The organism is bacterium (genome assembly GCA_018814885.1).
GTDB lineage: Bacteria > Krumholzibacteriota > Krumholzibacteriia > LZORAL124-64-63 > LZORAL124-64-63 > JAHIYU01.
Genome location: JAHIYU010000187.1, coordinates 1 through 18,779, shown reverse-complemented (window position 1 = coordinate 18,779; position 18,779 = coordinate 1). Strand labels below are relative to the sequence as shown.

Annotated in this window: 12 protein-coding genes; all 12 read right to left on the bottom strand. The window is 67.7% G+C overall.

What is annotated here, in order from left to right; genetic code table 11:
* Positions 1-330: 330 nt before the first annotated feature.
* Positions 331-897 (bottom strand): hypothetical protein, encoded by a 567-nt coding sequence (locus KJ554_14450; GenBank protein ID MBU0743531.1) that lies wholly within the window; start codon positions 895-897, stop codon positions 331-333.
* Between the two features lie 23 nt (positions 898-920).
* Complete coding sequence (pdxT, locus tag KJ554_14445) at positions 921-1,499, bottom strand: pyridoxal 5'-phosphate synthase glutaminase subunit PdxT (GenBank protein ID MBU0743530.1); 579 nt, start codon at positions 1,497-1,499, stop codon at positions 921-923.
* A gap of 127 nt (positions 1,500-1,626) precedes the next feature.
* Positions 1,627-2,532 carry a pyridoxal 5'-phosphate synthase lyase subunit PdxS gene (gene pdxS, locus KJ554_14440; GenBank protein MBU0743529.1) on the bottom strand — a complete coding sequence of 302 codons (906 nt, stop codon included), beginning with the start codon at positions 2,530-2,532 and terminating at the stop codon, positions 1,627-1,629.
* Positions 2,533-2,549: 17 nt separating this feature from the next.
* On the bottom strand, positions 2,550-4,028 hold the full coding sequence (gene proS / locus KJ554_14435) for a proline--tRNA ligase (protein MBU0743528.1): 1,479 nt from the start codon (positions 4,026-4,028) through the stop codon (positions 2,550-2,552).
* Positions 4,029-4,573: 545 nt separating this feature from the next.
* Entirely contained in the window at positions 4,574-8,140 is a 3,567-nt protein-coding gene (locus KJ554_14430; GenBank protein ID MBU0743527.1) for a S8 family serine peptidase, read from the bottom strand.
* A 142-nt stretch (positions 8,141-8,282) separates the two neighbouring features.
* Positions 8,283-9,689, bottom strand: a complete 1,407-nt coding sequence (locus KJ554_14425) for a hypothetical protein (protein ID MBU0743526.1) — start codon at positions 9,687-9,689, stop codon at positions 8,283-8,285.
* Between the two features lie 93 nt (positions 9,690-9,782).
* Complete coding sequence (locus KJ554_14420; protein MBU0743525.1) at positions 9,783-10,433, bottom strand: hypothetical protein; 651 nt, start codon at positions 10,431-10,433, stop codon at positions 9,783-9,785.
* Between the two features lie 171 nt (positions 10,434-10,604).
* The gene (locus KJ554_14415; GenBank protein MBU0743524.1) at positions 10,605-14,792 is read right to left on the bottom strand and encodes a response regulator; all 4,188 of its coding nucleotides are present in this window, start codon (positions 14,790-14,792) and stop codon (positions 10,605-10,607) included.
* 125 nt (positions 14,793-14,917) lie between these two features.
* Complete coding sequence (locus KJ554_14410) at positions 14,918-15,364, bottom strand: hypothetical protein (GenBank protein MBU0743523.1); 447 nt, start codon at positions 15,362-15,364, stop codon at positions 14,918-14,920.
* A 262-nt stretch (positions 15,365-15,626) separates the two neighbouring features.
* Entirely contained in the window at positions 15,627-16,874 is a 1,248-nt protein-coding gene (locus KJ554_14405) for a hypothetical protein (GenBank protein MBU0743522.1), read from the bottom strand.
* A gap of 176 nt (positions 16,875-17,050) precedes the next feature.
* A complete protein-coding gene (locus KJ554_14400; GenBank protein ID MBU0743521.1) occupies positions 17,051-18,109 on the bottom strand; it encodes a hypothetical protein in 1,059 nt (352 codons plus the stop codon).
* Between the two features lie 174 nt (positions 18,110-18,283).
* Positions 18,284-18,779, bottom strand: a 496-nt coding sequence (locus tag KJ554_14395; protein ID MBU0743520.1) for a hypothetical protein, incomplete at its 5' end; no start/stop codon positions are given.

Genomic DNA, 18,779 nt, shown 5'->3' with positions numbered 1-18,779 from the left:
GGGGGGGGGGGGGGGGGGGGCGGTGACGGTCATGACCTGAGGATCGGTGTTGAGATCCATCCCGGTGTAGGACAGCAGAAAACGGATCAACTCGCGCTCCAAGTCTGTTGAGAAAGCGGCCCGGTCGCGGCAACAGATCTATCTTACAACAGCTTCATCGGCTGAGCGGATGTTTTTGCTTCGATGGCGAATGGACAATTCAACCGCATGTTCCACCCCCCAATCCGAACCGCTTCACATGGCACACCGCGGGGCCCCGCCCGCCGGGCTCCCCGTGTCTCATGTTTATTCGTCCGCCCTGATACTTAAGGACTGATATGACTCCCCCCGTCAAGTCAGTACGGCATCATCAGCTCCTCTCTTCCCGTATCCTCTTGATCCAACAAAGGTTAGCGAAGAAGACGGAGCCAGCAACATACGACGGTTGATCCTGTTGATATCCGTGGGGTGGTTGCCACCTTGCTTTGGTCCGTCGAAATGCGCATCGAGCAGTTGCTGTACGACATCGACCTGCAATGTCCTGTTGCGTCTCAACGCAGCATGCACTTCGGCCGTGAAGCCGCCTTGGGCATGAGTACGTAGTAATTCCCTCTTGGGCGGGTCCGTGTTACCTGTTCGCGGACGCATCGGTTCATCACTACCCACTTCCCACAGTCCATCACTCTGCAGATGCCAGAATGGATATTCGGGATGGTAGCTTTGGCGGGCTGGTCCGAATTCCTGGAGCAATTTGCGGAGCGGTTTGTCGATATCGGCATACGGCCGCAACCGCTCGCGCCCGAGTTGAATATCCGCCAACGCCAGCAAGGCGAGCAGTGGCTTGTGCGGTGCACGCTGCCCCTTCTTCTTCCAGACCGTGATCTTCTCGAAGAGTGCCAGGATCTCGACTCGTCGCATACGACCTCCCGGCGAATAAATGATCAGATATATATTGCCACGGCCAGTTTGGCCGGATCTCCGTTCGCTTCCGGATGATAAGCCAACCCGGTCACGTTTCCAACCCTCACCCCTACTGGCTCCCCGTCCCGCGTAACAACGACCTCGACTCCGTCCCCGACCCCCAGGATCTTCGGCGCCCGGATGAACACCCCCGACACCCTCTCCCCCGTCGCCACGATCTCCACATCCCCCACGAACGAGTCGATCTGCCGGCCGTAGCCGTTGCGCCTGACCAGCACATCCAGCAACCCCAACGGCTTCACTCCGTGTCGTCCCTCTTCTTCGTCTATCCGCGTCGCCAGCATGATCAGGCCCGCGCATGTGCCGAGAATCGGCTTCCCCGCCGCCGCGAAATCCAGGATCGGCTGCCGCAACCCCGCCTTGTCGATCAGCCGCGTCATCGTCGTGCTCTCCCCGCCGGGAATGATCAATCCCCGCACCCGCTCAAGCTCCTCGGGCCGGCGCACGCGCACGTGCGCCACGCCCTGCCGGTCCAGCGCCTGCTCGTGCAGCTCGAAGTCGCCCTGCAGGGCGAGAATACCCATGGGAAGCTCGCTCAACTCGTCCTCACCTGATCAAACCTGAAGACTACTCCTCCACGTGGAGGCGCCCACGAAACACCCCACAAAAAAACGCCCGCCCCGGCCGCAGCCGAGCCGGGCGCTCGAGACTTCTCGGCGGGTGGCGCTACCACCCCCGACTAGCCATCTTCTCCCCTTCAGGCATACTCGCCACGTCCAGCCCCTCCATGGCCTCCCCCAGCTCCATGCTGATCTCCAGCAGCTTCTGGGGATCGTCATAATACGTCACCGCCTGCACGATGGCCTCGGCCCGCGGCTGTGGATCCTTGCTCTTGAAGATCCCCGATCCCACGAACACCGACTCCGCCCCCAGCTGCATCATCAACGATGCGTCGGCAGGCGTCGCCACCCCCCCGGCCGCGAAGTTCGGCACCGGCAGCTTGCCCAGCTTGGCGGTCTCCAGCACTATGTGGTACGGCGCGCCGAGCGCCTTCGCCTCCGCCATCAACTCGTCCTCCCGCAGCACCGTCAGCCGCCGGATCCCCTCCTGCACCGCTCGCATGTGCCGCACGGCCTCGACGATGTTCCCGCTCCCGGCCTCCCCCTTGGTCCGGATCATCGCCGCGCCCTCGCCGATCCGCCTGAGCGCCTCCCCCAGGTCGCGGCACCCGCATACAAAGGGCACCTTGAACGGCCACTTGTCGACGTGGTTCTTCTCGTCGGCGGGCGTCAGCACCTCCGACTCGTCCACGAAGTCCACGCCCAGCGCCTCGAGGATCTGCGCCTCCGCGAAGTGCCCGATCCGGCACTTGGCCATGACCGGTATCGACACCGTCTCCTGGATCGCCTTGATCATCTTGGGCTGGCTCATCCGCGCGATGCCGCCGTCCTTGCGGATGTCGGCGGGGATGCGCTCCAGCGCCATCACGGCGACCGCGCCGGCCTCCTCGGCGATCTTGGCCTGTTCGGCGTTGGTCACGTCCATGATGCAGCCGCCCTTGAGCATCTCGGCCAGGCCGACCTTCAGCTTCATGCGCTCCTGGATCTTCTCGTCGCTCCACGGCGTCGTCATGGCGCGCCTCCCTTCTATCAGTAGGACTGGGCGAAGAGCACCCGCTTGTGGCTCGGCTTGCCGCAGCGGATGCAGGCGCCCTCTTCGTCTTTCGCGTCCAGCGGGATGTTCCTGATGGTGACCTTCGTCTCGTCCTGGATGGCCTCTTCGCACTTGCCGGCTCCGCAGTGGTGGCAGTGCGCGAAGCCGCCCTCGTTCGTGTACAGCGCCGTGAACTCGTCCCAGGTGTCCAGACGGTGCGTGTTCTTCCTGAGCCGCTCCGCGGCCGCGTCGAACATCTCCCGCTGCATGCGCTCGAGGTGCTCGGTGACCGCCTGCGGCAGCCCGGCCAGGGGCACCGTGTGCTTCTCGCCGTCGTGCCTGGTGACCAGCACGCAGGCGTCGTTCTGCACGTCGCGGGGGCCGAGTTCGATGCGTATGGGCACGCCCTTGCGCTCCCACTCGCCGTACTTCCAGCCGGGGCGCATGTTGTCGCGGTCGTCCACGTGCACCATGCCGGCTACCGGTCGCAGGCCATCGCGCAGTTCCGCGGCTTTCTCCAGCACTACAGCCTTTTCCTCGTCTTTCCGCCAGATCGGCACGATCACGACCTTGCGCTGGGCCACCCGGGGCGGCACCACCAGGCCCTTGTCGTCGCTGTGGCACATGATCAGACCGCCGATCAGACGCGTGCTGACGCCCCAGCTCGTGGCCCACACATAGTCCTGGACGCCGTCCTGGTCCTGGAACTTCACGTCGAAGGCCTTAGCGAAGTTCTGGCCGAGGTCGTGGCTCGTGCCCGACTGCAGCGCCTTGTTGTCCTGCATCATCGCTTCGATCGAATAGGTTTCCTTGGCGCCCGCGAATCGTTCCCTGGGCGTTTTCGCGCCTACGACCACCGGCATGGCCATCACGTCCTCGGCGAACCACCTGTAGCACTCGAGCATGCGCAGCGTCTCCTCGCGCGCCTCCGCGGCGGTGGCGTGGGCCGTGTGGCCCTCCTGCCAGAGGAACTCCGTGGTGCGCAGGAACAACCTGGTGCGCATCTCCCAGCGCATCACGTTGGCCCACTGGTTGATCAAGAGCGGCAGGTCGCGGTAGCTCATGATCCACTTGCGGTACTGGTTCCAGATCACGGTCTCGCTGGTGGGCCGGATGATCAGCTCTTCCTCGAGCTTCGAGGCCGGATCGGGCTCCAACGAGGGCTTGCCGTCCTTGATGACCGACCTGAGCCGGGAATGGGTGACGATGGCGCATTCCTTGGCAAAGCCCTCCACGTGCTCGGCTTCCTTGGCCAAGAAGCTCTTGGGGATCAGCAGGGGAAAGTAGGCGTTGACGTGGCCCAGCTCCTTGAACCGGTCGTCCAGGATGCGCTGCATGGTCTCCCAGATGGCGTAGCCGTTGGGACGGATCACCATGCAGCCGCGCACGGGGCTGGCCTCGGCCAGCTCGGCCTGCTGGATCACGTCCTGGTACCAGCGCGAGTAGTCCTCGCTGCGTGTGCAGATGTCGGCCATGGGAGTCCTTTCCCGGTTTTCTCGGAAAGACGCGGCGCGGCGCGTTGGCCGCCGCCGGGGACAAGATAACACCTGGATCGATGTGGGGAAAGCCGCTGTGGGGGTGGAATCAGGTGAAGGTGGCCAGGAAGCGGAGCAGGGCGTCGCAGATGGACTGGCGGGGGCCCATCATGACGACTTCCACGAGTCGGACCGCATCGGAACTCTGACCCAACCGTTTTTCAATCAACCATATGAGTGAGTCCCGCCATGGGACCAGGTCAACGCCCGGTGACACCTTCCGCAGTCTCCATGAGCTCAAGGTCTACATGCCCCAACTGAGAAAACGCTTCTCGCCCTCCCTACCGACCCGCCGGATTACAGACCTGAGAAGAGGGCGCATGCACGTCCTTGTCCGGGCGTCGCGCAGGGCTGGAGGACAGGATGTCCGGAAGCCCGGAGCGCCGAGACGGCCCGCCACAGGATGTGGCGGGCCGTCGCCCCGGACAAGGACGTGCATGCGGCCTCTTCTCTCGGATGTAGCAGACCGGTCGGCCCGTCGCCGCCTATTTGATCAGCATCATCTTGCGGCTTTCGCGGAAGTCGCCGGCCAGCAGACGGTAGACATACGTGCCCGACGGCACGCACCGCCCGCCCTGGTCGTCGCCCCGCCAGACGACCTCCTGCCGTCCGGCCGGGAATTCGCCTGCGGCGAGCCTCCTGACCAGCCGCCCCGCCAGATCGTAGACCGCCAGTTCGACCCGTCCGCCGCCCGCCGGCACCGCGAATTCGATCCGCGTCGACGGGTTGAAGGGGTTGGGCGTCGCGGCGCCGAGCATATAGCGTTGCGGCGCGCCGGCCTCGACGCCGGTCGTCCCGGTCACGAACAGGCCCACCGGGATGATCCGCTCGGGCCGCTCGTGGGCGTTGCTCACCACGTGCACGTAGCCGAGGTAGGCACCGTCTGGCAGACCCGCCGCGTCTAGGCTCACCTCGATCGCCATCTCGCCGCCGACCGGCACCGTGAACGCCGCCGGCGCCACCTCGAGCCAGTCCAGGGGCGGGATGAAGGCGATGGCCATCTCGTCGTGAAGGTACGCCTGGTTGAAGCTCACCTGCAGGCCGTCGTCGCCGGCGCCGTTCTCGATGCCCACGGACGCCGACACGCGGTCGCGGATGTCCTGGTACTGGAAGACGACGCCCCCGTCGGCCGACAGCACCAGCTCGAAGGTCTGGTAATGGGGCACGTTGTAGAACGGGACGTGGTCCCACTGCACCACGAAGCGGCCGCCGGCGGTATCGGACCAGGTGTAGACCGTGCCGCCCTGATGGGGCGCCAGGTCGTCCCAGAAGGGCGCGAGCAGGTTGTTGGGCGTGTCCGGGTGCGGGATGGGCATGTTCAGGTTGTCGTTGTCGCCGGAGTCTAACGACGCCCAGCCGTTGGAGCAGACGTTGAGCTCGCTGAAGGTCTGGCCATAGAAGGTGAAGGGGAACGGCAGGGCGAAGGTCATGGTCTCGTCGTCGCCGAAGGCGTGCGCGTCGCCGACGCCCGCCAGCTCGAGCCAGTCATAGGCCGGGCCTGCGGGATCGTCGCTGTCGCGCCAGAAGTGTCCGTATATGTCCGGTCCGCCGTGGGTGGCGGACGCGGTGTCCAGAGGCGCCACGGTATACGCGTACAGCGACACCTCGAGATCCGCCTCGCCGTCGTTGACGAGCGTCAGGGCCTGGCTGGACGTCTCGCCAGAGGCCAGGGCCTTGTTGACGGCCATGGGGCCCCGGATGCCCAGGGCGGGATACATGGGCGCGCCGATGAGATCGATCCAGGCCGCGTCGACGCCGTCGGCGACCGCACCGTCCTTCGCGTAGGACCAGCTGTACAAATGCGGGCCGGGCGCCACGGCGAAGACCGCCTGCGCCCAGTCCACGTCGCCGCTCCAGGCGCCCGCCAGCTCGTCGTCGATGTAGAAGAGCAGGTAGTCGTACCATTCCTCCGAGGAGACCTTGTACCAGAACGAGATCTCGCCGTCCGGGAATTCCAGCTCCACACTCATGGTCGAGGCCTTGAAGTCGGCGGTGGGACCGGACATGGCGGACCAGAATCCCTCGTGCGCGGCATGCACCGACGCCGCCCAGTCGCCCTCGCCCGACAGCACCCACGGATAGAACGACAGGTTGCCCCGCTCGAATCCCTCGCGGCCCATCTCGTCCAGGACGAAGGCCATGTAGACGGCCGCGTCGATCCGGACCGCCTTGCGCTTGGGCAGATAACCGTCGAGCGTGGCGAGGAAGACGTAGTCGTAACCGACGGGAAGTGTCATGACGAAATCGCCGGCCGCGTCCGTCACGGCAGGCGCGACGGGCCGGCCGACCACGCGGACCTCGGCGCCCGGCGCGCCCATCACGCTCGGCAGCAGGACCTGCCCGGTCACCTCGACCGTCGGGCCCAGGTCGAGCGCCAGGTTGGCGAAGCCCAGCCCGTCCAGCGGCACGGTGGCGGACGTCTGCCCGGTCGCGTAGGCGAAGCTCACCGCCTCGACGGTCCACTCCCCCGCCGGCAGGTCGAGATGGTAGAAGCCGTTGCCGTCGGTTGTCGTGTAGCGGGTGAGCGCGCCGTCCGCGCTGGCCGCAACGGTGGCGCCGGCCAGGGGCGTGCCGCCCAGGGCGTCGGTCACCAGGCCCTCCAGGTCGCCGTAGCCGGGGATGATCGCCAGCACGGCGGCATAGGCGTTGACCAGGCCGTGGCCGTAGTCGTTCTCCTCGCCGGCGGGGCCCAGGTCGGTCGCCGTGTCCAGCAGGACCTGCTTGATGGTGTTCACGTCCAGGTCGGGATCGGCGGCGCGCATGAGCGCCACCACGCCGGCTACGTGGGGACCGCTCATGGACGTGCCGCTCATGTAGTAGTAGCTGTCCCCGAGGTAGGCGCTGTAGATGTCCTCGCCCGGCGCCGTGATCTCCGGCTTGACGGCGGAGTCGCCGCCGCAATCAGAGGGGCCGCGGCTGGAGAAGTCGCTGACCGCGTAGGGTGCATAGGCGGCGACCGAACCTACGCTGAAGCAGTTCAGGGCGGTGGTGGCCCGGTCGGCGGGGCTGTTCATCGAGCCGGCGAAGGGGCCGTTGTTGCCGGCGGACCACAACAGGACTACGCCCGCGGCCTCGCAGGCGTCGATGGCGTCCCACCAGTGGGTGTCGCAGTCGTCGAAGCCCTCGAAGCCACCGTTGACGCCCCAGCTGTTCTGGACCACGTCGGGCACGTCGTCGATGGTCGCCGGGTCGCCGTCGGGATCGGTGAAGAATTCCAGCGATGCGAGCACCATGCTGATGAGCGCCTCGGACGAGGGCGCCCAGGTGCCGTTGGACGCGATCCACTGGGCGCCGGGCGCCACGCCGATGGTGTCGTCGGGGGCCACGCCGGCGATGGTGCCCATCACGTGGGAGCCGTGTCCGAGCAGGTCGTCCGGCATTTCCATGTCCAGGCCGGCTGCATCGAGCCAGCATTCGCCCGCGGGCGCCGTGTTGCCGCGCCAGCCGCCGGCGAGGGCAGGGTGGGTCAGGTTCACGCCGGAGTCGAGGTTGGCGACCAGCGCCCCGCTGCCGTCCACGCCCAGCTCGTACCACACGCGGGGCGCGTCGATGGCCCGCACGCCGGGTGCCACGCCGATGCCGTAATCCTTGTCCGCCGGCGCGGACTTGCCGGCGGGGACGGGACCGATGATCTCCACCGCGAGGTCGGCCTCCACCACCGACACGTCCCACCGGGAGGCGATCTCCCGCACCGCCGCGACCGTGGCGTCGACGACCACGGCGTTGAGCAGCCAGTGGGCGCGATAGCTCTTCACGGCGCCCGTGGCGGTTCGCGCCGCCAGATCGGACAGCAGGTCCGTCTGCGCCTGCGCGGCCTTGGCCTGGAGCGTCTCCACCACGATCCGGTGGCGCTCCTTCAAGCTGACCTGCGCGTCCCGCAGCTCGGCGTCCAGCCCGGAGATATCGATCCGGTCCTGCAGCACGACCAGCACGCGGACGAACACGTCGCCGCCCTTGCCGGCCAGCCGGGCGTCGAGATCCGGGCTCAGGGCGCCGGCCAGGGCCGCGCCGCACGCGAACAGCGTCATCAGAACGCCTATCAAGCTCTTCATCACGAGTCCTTCGGCCATGCCGGCGCCGGCGCCGGACGGTGAACGGGGACGGGGCCGGGTCAGGGTCCCGGCGTCCCGTCCGAACCGTGGGAGGGTCCCACGTTGCAACGAATTCGCGGCCGGTTGCACTTCGGCCGCGACGTCACTTCACGAGCGTCATGCTCCGGCTCGCGACGGATCCGGCGCGATCGCTGACGCGGGCGAGATAGACGCCGCTGGGCGCAGCCACGCCCCGCGCGTCCATCCCGTCCCAGCGGAACTCGTGCCGGCCCGACGGCAGCTCGCCGTCGTGCAAGACCTTGATCCGGCGTCCGGCCGCGTCGAAGACCTCGAGGCGGGCGTGACCGCCCTCGGCCAGGACGACCGGGATGCTGGTCGCCGGGTTGAAGGGATTGGGGTAGTTGCGCTCGACCTCGACCCGCGAGGCCACAGAAGGCACGTCGGTGGTGAAACCCGTGTGGATGATGAAGCCCTTCGCGGGGAAGGGGAAGACCATCTCCTGGCCGACGCCGGCCATGATCGAGCCGTCCGCGGACACGCAGGTCAGCGACTGGAAGTCGAACCAGGGATCGAGCGTGACGCCGTTGTCCTCGAGGAAGTCCTCGACATCGACCAGGCCCGTGTCGCGGGTCCAGATGATGCCGGTCGATTCTCCGAAATAGAGGGAGCTGTACCCCACGGCCATCCGGCCGTCGGCGGTGGCGGCGGAGAGGTAGGCCTGACCCTGGTCGGGCGAGGTGCCAGGCAGCGCGCCGAGCAGCTCTTCCTTCCAGACACCGCCCTCCTTGCGCCAGATCGCCGCCACCCGGGTCATGATCGACGTGTCCAGGGACACGCCGTAGACCGTCAGCCCGTCGGCCGAGACGCCGTAGGCGTTGCAGAAGGCTTCCGTATCGGTCAGGATGGTCCGCACGCCGTTCTCCCAAACCGTGGGGCGCCAGTACCCGAACGGGGCCGTGTCCCAGCCCACGATCACCGAGCCGTCGTAGTTGGCGGCGTTGGCGCGGCTGGTGCTGCCGTCCACGCCGATATCCACCGCGCCGCCGGCCTGGGTCCAGGACAGGGCGTGGGCGCCGCCGCCGGGCTGGCCGGGATACCAGAACAGGCCGGTCAGGGTGCTGCCGTCCCCGGACAGTCCCCAGGCCGAGCCGTACTGGTAACCGCTCATGGGATCGCCACCCGGCGGCATGGGCGGCATGGCCTCGATCCAGCCGGTGGCCTCGCTCCAGACGCCGGCCGTCGTGTAGGTGCTGTCGGCGCCGAGGATCGTCGCCGAGACCCAGACGCCGTCGTCGGAGATGTCCGGACTGCCGGAACCCGTGCCGAAAACGGCGGTGGTGCTCATGCCCAGGGGCACGACCCCGCCCGCCTCGGTCCAGATGCATGCCTCGTAGGCCGGCGTGTTGCCGGCCATGACGGTGCCGTCGGTTGACATGTCCAGGAACGCGATGCCGTCGTAGTAGTCGATCGTGACCTCGGCCTGCGCGGCGCCAAAGAGCAGCGCGATGATCGGCAAAGCCCAGAGGTACCTTTTACTTGCGAGTTTCATCCCATCTCTCCCGTCTTTGCCTGCGGGCGGGCGGCGGCCGCCATGGTCGCCGCCCGTCCTTTCACCAGCGCGAATCAAGGCGAAACCGCCTGCCTATCGATAGAGGGACTTCAGCTCGCCCCAGACCATCTCCTCGTTCGCGACGATCAAGTTTCCCTGGATCAGGATTGCGGCATCCACACCCGGGTTGAAGTTGAACCACGCGGGCGGGCCGGGGAACGCATACTGGTCGAAGGAAGCCGACGCGTCGCCGTAGAAGGACGTCGTCGACAGATGGATCTCCGGGCCCATGGGACCGGACGCGGCCATGGGCGTCATGCCGATCCAGTACTCGCCCGGATTCAGGGTGATGTTCAGGCCCGACGCCGTCACCACGAAGTGATCGACGTCCAGTACCGCCGACATGGGCACCAGCATGCCGGCCGAGGGATCGTCGACGCCGTCGATCGGCAGGGGACCGGTCTTGGAGAACACGTTGACGTAACCCTGGCTGATGCTGCCGCCCCAGCCCGGATCCAGCGCCGAGTAGTAGGTGGAGATGCTGCTGATCGTCCACTGGTTGTCGGCCTCGACCGTGACGTGGTTGACCGTGTAGACGGTCATGCCGAAGGGGGGGCCGCCCGCGGCGACGTTGAAGAAACCGGCTCCCCACGGATCGAATCCCGTCTGATCCCAGAGGTCGGCGGCGGAGGCGACGCCGGCCAGCAGGGCCAGCGCTGCGAGCATGCACGTGAGCGTCTTCATGATGTCTCCCTTTCAGGTTGCGAGCGACGCGGGGCCCGTAGGCGATCGTGCCGCTCATTGTACCGGTCGCTCGAGATGCCTACACCGGCTCCCGAACAGGCATAAGTATGGCGGACGGCCGCACAGGCGCGCTAACCCGCACGTTCCGAAATCGGCGCGCGATGTTCCAAATCAGCCGCGGGGAGGATAATCTGAGGGTTGGACGCCGTAGAGGACGCGGAAAGTCTTTGCAAAATAAGAGAGATTGCGGAATCCGACCGCGTAGGCGACTTCCGTGACGTTCCCGTACCCGCCCTCGAGCAACTGCGCGGCGCGCTGAAGTCGGTGCGTGCGAATGAATTCCGTCGCCGACTGGTTGATCACGGCCTTGAGCTTGCGGTGCAGCTGGGTGCGGCTGACGGCGATTTCCTGGCAGAAGGCCTCCACGGTGAAGTCCGGATCGTCCAGGTGGATATCGACGATCTCTCGCCCCCGCAACACGAAGCGCTCGTCGGCCGAGGTGACGGGCATGGCCTCGGGTTCGAGGACGGCCAGCTTGCGGGCGTAGCGCTCGGCCAGCTTGCGGCGCTGGTCGATGAGGTTGCGGATGCGCAGCTTGAGATCCTCGGCGTCGAAGGGCTTGGGCAGGTAGTCGTCGGCGCCCAGGCGCAGGCCGTGATGTCGCTGCTCCGCCTCGGTGCGGGCGGTCAGCAGGATGACCGGCACGTGGCTGGTGCGCTCGTCCTCCTTCAGGCGCCGGCAGAGCTCGAAGCCGTTCATTTCAGGCATCATCACGTCGCTGAGCACCAGATCCGGGATCTCCGCCAGCGCCATGGCGAGCCCCGCCCGCCCGTCGGGCACGTCGAGCACCCTGAATTCCGGCGCGAGATCATTGCGCAGGAACGTGCGCAGATCGGGATGGTCCTCCACAACGAGCACCAGCGGTGCGGGTTCGTCCGGACGCTCGGTCTCCCCCGTCGCCGCGTCCGCGGTCTCGTTGTCGGCATCCTCCGTCTCGACCGGTTCGGCCGCGTCCGCCTCGTATTCATCGATGGGGGCCGTGACGAAGATGGGCACGGTGGCTGTGAAAAGCGTGCCGGTCCGCTCGTCGCTCTCCACCGCGATACGCCCGCCCAACCACTCGGTGATCTCCTTGACCAGGGCCAGGCCGATGCCGCTGCCCGCGTGGCGCTCCACCTGGTGGAACCGGTCGAAGATCCTCTCGCATTCGGCGGGCGGTATGTAGGAGCCGGTGTTCGCGACCGTGATCCTGAGCTCGCGGGCCCGGGCGGACCGCGTCTCGCCCTCGCGGTGCCGCGCCACAGGGACCCGTATCTCGTCGGTCTCGGCCCCCACGGCGACCGCCACCTCGACCCGGCCGCCTTCGGGCGTGAACTTCAGGGCGTTGGACAGCAGGTTGCCCGCCAGCTTGTCAAGCAGGTCGCGGTCGCACCAGGCGTCGCACTTCTCGCCGGGGATGTCGGATACGAGCTCGATGCCGCGGACCTCGGCCAGCGATTGGAACGACGCCACGTGCAAGCGCAGGAAGTCCAGGCAGTCCTCCCGCCGCCATTTCACCGGCAGGCGGCCGGCCTCCAGGCGCGACAGGTCCAGCAGCTGGTCGATGAGCTGGCCCAGGCGACCGGCGTTGCGGGCCATCGTCGCGTAGAGATCCCCCGGCTCGGCCGTGACGCCCTCCTGCAGGCGTTGCAGGGGCGCCTTGATCAGCGTCAACGGCGTGCGGAACTCGTGGGTGATGTTGGCCAGGAACCTCGACTTCATGCGGTCGAGCTCCTGGTACTGTAGGGCTTCGGCGTGCTCGACTGCCACGGCCGCGCGCAGCCGCTCCCTCTGGACGACCTGGCGATAGATGGCGTAGGCCAGCGCGATCGCCAGCAGGACGTACAGGGCGTAGGCCCAGCCGGTCTCCCACCAGGGCGGCGAGATCGTCAGCGCCAGCGAGACGCCCGCCTCGTTCCACACCCCGTCGCGGTTGCTGCCCTGCACGTTGAACACGTAGCGTCCGGGGTCGAGGTTCGTATAGGTGGCGGTGCGCTCGCCGCCCTGGTTCCGCCACCGCGCGTCGTAGTTCTCGAGACGGTAGCGGTAGCCGTTGCGCTCCGGGCGCCCGAAGTCCAGGGCCGTGAAGGTGAAGGCGACGTCGTTGCGGTCGTGGGCCAGGACCAGTGCCGCGGTCATGTGGGACGGCTGCGCCAGGGGGGAATCGCCGCCGATGGGCAGCGACGCGCCCTGGACCGCGATGTCCGTCAGGACCACCGACGGCACCACGGGATTGTCCTGGAAGAGGTCGGGCAGGATTGACACCAGGCCGTGATGCCCGCCGAAATGGAGCGTGCCGTCGCGGCCGCGACAATGGGCGAAATGCACCTCGTTGCTGGGTAGCCCGTCGCGCACGTCGAAGGTCCTGAACGCCTCCGTCGCGGGATCGAAGCGCGCGAAGCCCTTGCCGGTGGACAGCCAGAGGCGGCCCGCGCCGTCGGGCAGCAGGGAGACCACCTGATCGTTGGGCAGGCCGTGGCGACGGTCGTAGATTGTCTCGACCCCATGTTCGGGATCGAACAGGAGCAGACCCGCGAACGAACCAAGCCAGAACTTGCCGTCGGCCGTCTCGTGGATGTCCATGACCGTGTCCAGGCCCCGCTCGGGATCGAAGTAACGCCGGAAGTCGTCGGTCTCCGGCCGGTAGAGGTTGAGGCCGCGGTCGTCCGTGCTGGCCCAGACCCGGCCCTGGCCGTCCACGTGGAACAGGGTGATGGTGTTGCTGCTGATGCTGTGCGGGTCGCCGGGGTCGCGCAGGTAGCGGACCAGCCGACCGGTCGGGCGATGCCAGCGGAAGAGCCCCCCGTGGGTGCCCATCCACAGGTTGCCGCGCGCGTCCGAGACGACCGCGCGCAGGGTCGCCGAGGAGAGCACGGCCGCTTCTGGATCCTGGCCCGCCTGCACCTTCACCACGCTGCCGCCGTCCACACGCCACAACCCGCGTACGGTGCCGATCCAGAGGGTTCCCCCGGCGTCCTCGTGCAGACCTACGACGGCCGGCATCTCGCGGCCGCCGCCCGGCGCCATGTTCAGGGTCCGGAACGGACCGTCCGGCCGTTCGCGGCGGTTCAGGCCGCCCAGCCCGCCGCCGCGCGGCACGCTGCTCGTGCCCACCCAGAGCACGTCGGCGGCGTCTTCGTGGATGGCCATCACGCCGTCGCGGTCGAGGCTGCCGGGGTCGGCCGGATCGTGCCGCCGGATGCGGAACCACCCACCCCCGGGGTCCATCTTGTTCAGGCCAGCGAGCCAGGATCCGGCCCACACCAGGCCGGACCGGTCGCAGATCACGCTGAGGACTGGCCCGTTGACCGGCGACAGGGGGCGCGACGGGTCGTGCGCGAAGAGGCGGAAACGGGACGCTGCGGGATCGAAGGCGTACAGGCCCGCCGCCGCTCCGATCCAGAACAGGTTCTCGCGCTCGTCGTGGGTGATGCAGACCAGGTAGTTGTCGACCTCGTCGCCGACCGGCGCGGGCACCAGGGAAAAGAAGGCGTCGGCGACCGGATCCCAGCGCGACAGACCGCCGTTGCAGGTGACCCAGACCGTCCCCGCGGCGTCCTCGTAGATGTCGGTGACGAAGCGGCTGGCCAGTGTGGCCTCGTCCTGCGGATCGTGGGTGTGGAAGCGCATGGACCCCTTCTCGAGATCCAGCACCACGATGCCGCGATCCTCGGTGCCGGCCCAGACCCGGCCCCAGCGGTCGGCCAGCACCGCCGAATATCCTTCATCCGTCGGGCCGACGTCCTCGGGGAAGTCGGGATCGTACCACTGGCCCTGCCCGGTCTTCCGGTCCAGGCTGGCCAGGCCCTGTTCCAAGGCGACCCAGATCCGCCCCGAACCATCCTCGCAGATGTCCGTGACCCGGCCCCTGCCGCCTTCGTTCAGACCCTCCGGCAACAGCGGGAAGCCGGTGAACGTCTCCGTGCGCGGATCGAAGCGCCACAGGCCGTTCAGGAAGGTGCCGATCCAGAGGTAGCCGTCGCTGTCCTCGTAGAGCGCCTCGATGGTCCGCCCTCCGAAGGCGGTGCTATCGCCGGGCGTGGGCAGAAAGACACGCATGTCGTAACCGTCGTAGCGGACCAGGCCGTTCTGGGTGCCGAGCCACAGGAAGCCCCAGCGGTCCTGCAGGATCGCCCGCACCGAATTCTCCGGCAGGCCGTCGTCGATGGTCAGATGCTCGAAGACCGGTTCGATGTCGCTGGAGAAGATAGACGGCGGCTCGGCGCCCTGCGCCAGGCAGGCCGGGGGGACGCAAAGGCACGACCACAGCAGCGCCGCGCACAGGACCCGGGGGACGGAACTCGACACCGCACGCTTCACGACCGGACGCGCCTCCCTCCACGAGATTGCCGTACACAAGGAGCAGGGCGCACACGATCCACATCCCACCCGGTGGTCATCGGCAATATCCATTACGCATCAAGCAGGATTATATCACACGGCTACTAGCGGTAGGACGCTTTGACACGACTCCAGGTCAGACGCTCGTCCTGCAGCTGGGCACCCGTCACGGCCAGCTCCCCGTACAGGTGGAACTCGTTGACCAGGAGCGGGCCGTAGTACTGCCGCTCGCGCACCACGACCTGGTACTGGCCGGCCGGCAGCGGGCCGTGCGCCACCGCGAACTCCCCCTCGGCGATGACCTGGATGCAGTCGTAGAGGCCCGGATCGTGGATCTCGTAGTCGAGGTGCAGCACGTCGCCGGTCAGGTACGCGACAGCGTTCCGGATGCCGTAGCACGGCGTGGGCAGCGTCACGTCCATGTGCAGCAGCAGCGTATCGGCGCTGGTGGGCGCCGCGGGCGTGATGGTCAGGACCTGGGGAAAGGCGCCGGCGGTCGCGGCGATGGCGAGCGCGACGAACACGGCGAGTACGATGACGATTCGCTTCACGGCAACCCCCTTGCCTTGGTGGGCGACGGGATGAATGTACCTCAAAACCTGGTCGATGGTCAAATCGCCGCCGGCCGTACGCAGTTGGGGATTGTCAAAGAATACGCCTCTCAACTTCCCCCCCCTGCCGGCGCGCCTGGTTGCAGATGGGTGAAGAGGCCGCATGCACGGTCTTGGCCGGGCGTCGCGCAGGGCTGAAGGACAGGATGTCCGGAAGCCCGGAGCGCCGAGACGGCCAAGACCGTGCATGCGGCCTCTTCTCTCAGAACCTGTAGACCACCCGCGCCGTCCCGAAGCCCAGCTTCTGATCGTCCGTCTCCTCGCTGTGGCTCTCCGGCAGGTAGCTGGCCATCACGTCCAGCCGCAGGTCGGCCGCGATGTCGACCCCCGCCATCAGCCACAGCTCCACGTACGTGAAGTCGCTGTAGAGCGAGAACTCCTCCACGTCGCCGGGCCCGACCACCGGCGCGGCCTCGTCGTAGTCGCGCCGGCCGATCTCCAGGGTGAGCGAGGCGGTGAAGCTGTCGCCGAGATGCTCGAGGCCGCCGCGGGCGCCGAGCTGGCGGTAGGACTCGTCCTCGGTGTCCGACGCGAGCGACTCGTACGCGGCGCCCAGCTGCCACGCGGGACCGAAGAGTCCGCCGCCCTCCAGGCGCAGACCGCCGTCCCAGCGCGTCTGGTCGGTATAGGCGCCCCACTCGGCGTCGTAGCGCCAGGACTCGTGCCCCAGCTCGGCGGCCAGGCGCAGGCTGCCCTCGTCCAAAGGCAGCATCGCCTCGACCAGGGTCCAGTGGCTCCAGGACGAGGGACGCACGGCCGGATTCTCGATCTTGCGGCGTTCGCTGCGGTGGTAGATGCGCCCGGTCGCCCCGAGAAACGCGTTGTGATCGTATTCGAACTCCGCGCCGAGGCTCCGGCGGTTGATCTCGGTGGTGTCGGGATAGACCCGCTCGCCCGCGCGCAGGCCCAGGCGCCAACGGCGCCGACTCTCCCGGCCGGACTTCAGGTAGGCGGCGACGTTGCGGTCGTGGCGGTCGGCCTCCAGCTCCGACGGCGTGTCGTAGTGCAGGAGCGAGCCCCAGCCCCGCAGCTCCCCCGCCAGCCGGCCCTCCGGGGCCACGGTCCAGCGCGCCTTGAGCTGGCCCTCGACGCTGTCGCTGGTCAGGTAGTAGTCGCTCTGCTTGTTGTACCATGTTCCCTGCAGGTCGCCGTCGATGCGCAGGGTCGACCGCCGGGTGTCGGGCTTGTGGGCGTAGGCCCATTCCAGCCGGCCGCAGTTGCGTTCGGATCCGACCGAAATCTGCGGGCGCACCAGCCAGTGATGGCGCGCGCGGCCGGCGGTGCGGCCCTCCGTGGACAGGGTCATCTCGAACTCGCTGAGGGTCTCGGTGGTGTCCTCGAGGGACAGGGCGTAGGTCTGGACGTAGGTGTCGTAGCCGGAACTCAGGGTGGTCTGCCAGGAGAAAACGCCCGCCGTGTCACGCTGTTGGGCGAGGGGTGCAGCGTCCAATGACACGACGGGCGAGAAACTGTCTTTTTTTGAGGGTAGGGTATTTCCTGACCCGCTCGGTATAGCCATACTATCAGCGGGAGTATGTGATGTCAAATGAAAAGCGTCCCCACCCCTGACGGTGGGGACGCCGAACGCGGTGGCCAGGACCGCGGCTGTGATCAGGGCGCGCGCCGTCACCGTATCCTCTCGGCGGACTGGCGCAGCAGGTTCAGGGCGGTACGGATGCCGCGCAGGGCCTGTTCGAGCTCGCCGCGGGCGAGCGCTTCGCGCGCCTGGTCGCGCAAGGCCAGGGCGCGGTCCAGCAGGCGCAGGGCCTCCTGGTCGCCGCTGGCACGGATCTCCTCTACCACGCCGTCGAGTTGCGCGTCGAAATGCTCGATCTGGGCCCTGATGCCCTCGACGTCGGGCGCGGGGCCGAGCTGGCGCAGCACATTCTGGGCCTGGTCGCGGGCGCGGCGGGCGAAGCGCAGGGCCTGCAGCGGCTGCTGATCGGCCAGGGCGCGGCGGGCGCGGTTCAGGTTCTCCCCGGCGCGGCCCAGCATGTCGGCCAGGGCGGGATCGTCGACGTCGGCGAGACGGTCGGCGGCCAGGGCGATCAGGTCGGCGGTGCGGTCGAGCTCGCGTTCGAGCTGTTCGGCGCCGCCGGCTTCGAACAGCAGGCGCGCCGCGCGCTTGAGCTGCGTCTCGGCCGACTGCAACAGCGCGAACGCCTGCTGGTAGTGGGTCTGGCGGTACTGCTCCCGCGCCCGGTGGTAGAGATTCTCGGCCTCGTGGACGAACCGCATGGCCTGGGCGTTGTTCGTTTCCTGGGCGCGTTCCTTAACCTGCTCGTACAGCTCCATCAGACGGTCGAGGTAGTCGCGCACGCGGTCCTCGTAATTCAGCGAGGAGCGGGCGAGGCGCTCGGCCTCGCGGGCCGCGCCGCGGGCCCGCAACGAGAGGTCGATCGCGAGCCCCGGATGATCGTTGCTCAGCAGCTGGTGGGCCCGCTGCTGCTTTTGCACGGCGTCCTCGAAGATGCGGCGCGCCTGTTCGCTTTCGCTCTCGTGGATCAGGGGCGCCAGGTCCTGGAGGATCTCGTCGGTGCGTTCCAGGACGTCGGGGGCGGCCTCGATGGCCGCCTGGGCGGCGGCGGGGGCGACGCCCCAGACCGTCAGGGCGGTCAACAGCGCCAGCGCCGCCAGGACCGGCAGCCCGAGCGTATCCATGAGGTGCGTCTTTTCGGTCTTCATGACTCGATCCTTGTTGGAGGTCGTATTCAACACCTCCCGAGCAACCTGCGGGCCAGCGCGCGCCGCGCGCCGGCGCTGCAATAACTTGTTCCGCAACAATATATTACGTCTTTTGTCCATCAAGCCGGCCTCGCCCGGCATGTACCTAGAAGTACACACGGCCCTGACGGTGCGTCATTCCCCTTCCAGATCCAGCAGCTTCAGCCGCGAATACAGGGTGCGCCGGGTGATCCCCAGCAGCTTGGCGGCCTGGGACTTGTTGCCGGCGACGCGCAGCAGCGCCGCCCGGATCAGCCGGCGCTCGTTGTCGGCCAGGTTCAGGTCGCCGCCGGGATCGGCCGCGCCGTCCCGCGCGCCGCCGGCGCGCAGGTCCAGCATCACGTGCTCGGGCTGCAGCGGCCCGGGACCGGCCAGGATGTGCGCCCGCTCGACCACGTTGCGCAGCTCGCGCACGTTCCCCGGCCAGTCGTGACCGACCAGGCTGGACATGGCGTCCACCGAGATGTTCAGGGCGACGCCCCGCTTCTTGGCCACCTCGGCCAGGAAGTGGTGCACGAGCTGCGGGATGTCCTCCTTGCGCTCGCGCAGGGGGGGGTTCTCGACCAGGATCACCGAGAGGCGGAAATATAGGTCCTCACGGAAGGTCCCCTGGTTGACCATCTTGCGCAGG

Bases quoted from the DNA above. Each gene is read 5' to 3' on its own strand.
- KJ554_14450 (MBU0743531.1), bottom strand. From the start codon at position 897: ATGCGACGAGTCGAGATCCTGGCACTCTTCGAGAAGATCACGGTCTGG.
- pdxS (MBU0743529.1), bottom strand. From the start codon at position 2,532: ATGACGACGCCGTGGAGCGACGAGAAGATCCAGGAGCGCATGAAGCTG.
- proS (MBU0743528.1), bottom strand. From the start codon at position 4,028: ATGGCCGACATCTGCACACGCAGCGAGGACTACTCGCGCTGGTACCAG.
- KJ554_14430 (MBU0743527.1), bottom strand. From the start codon at position 8,140: ATGAAGAGCTTGATAGGCGTTCTGATGACGCTGTTCGCGTGCGGCGCG.
- KJ554_14425 (MBU0743526.1), bottom strand. From the start codon at position 9,689: ATGAAACTCGCAAGTAAAAGGTACCTCTGGGCTTTGCCGATCATCGCG.
- KJ554_14420 (MBU0743525.1), bottom strand. From the start codon at position 10,433: ATGAAGACGCTCACGTGCATGCTCGCAGCGCTGGCCCTGCTGGCCGGC.
- KJ554_14400 (MBU0743521.1), bottom strand. From the start codon at position 18,109: ATGAAGACCGAAAAGACGCACCTCATGGATACGCTCGGGCTGCCGGTC.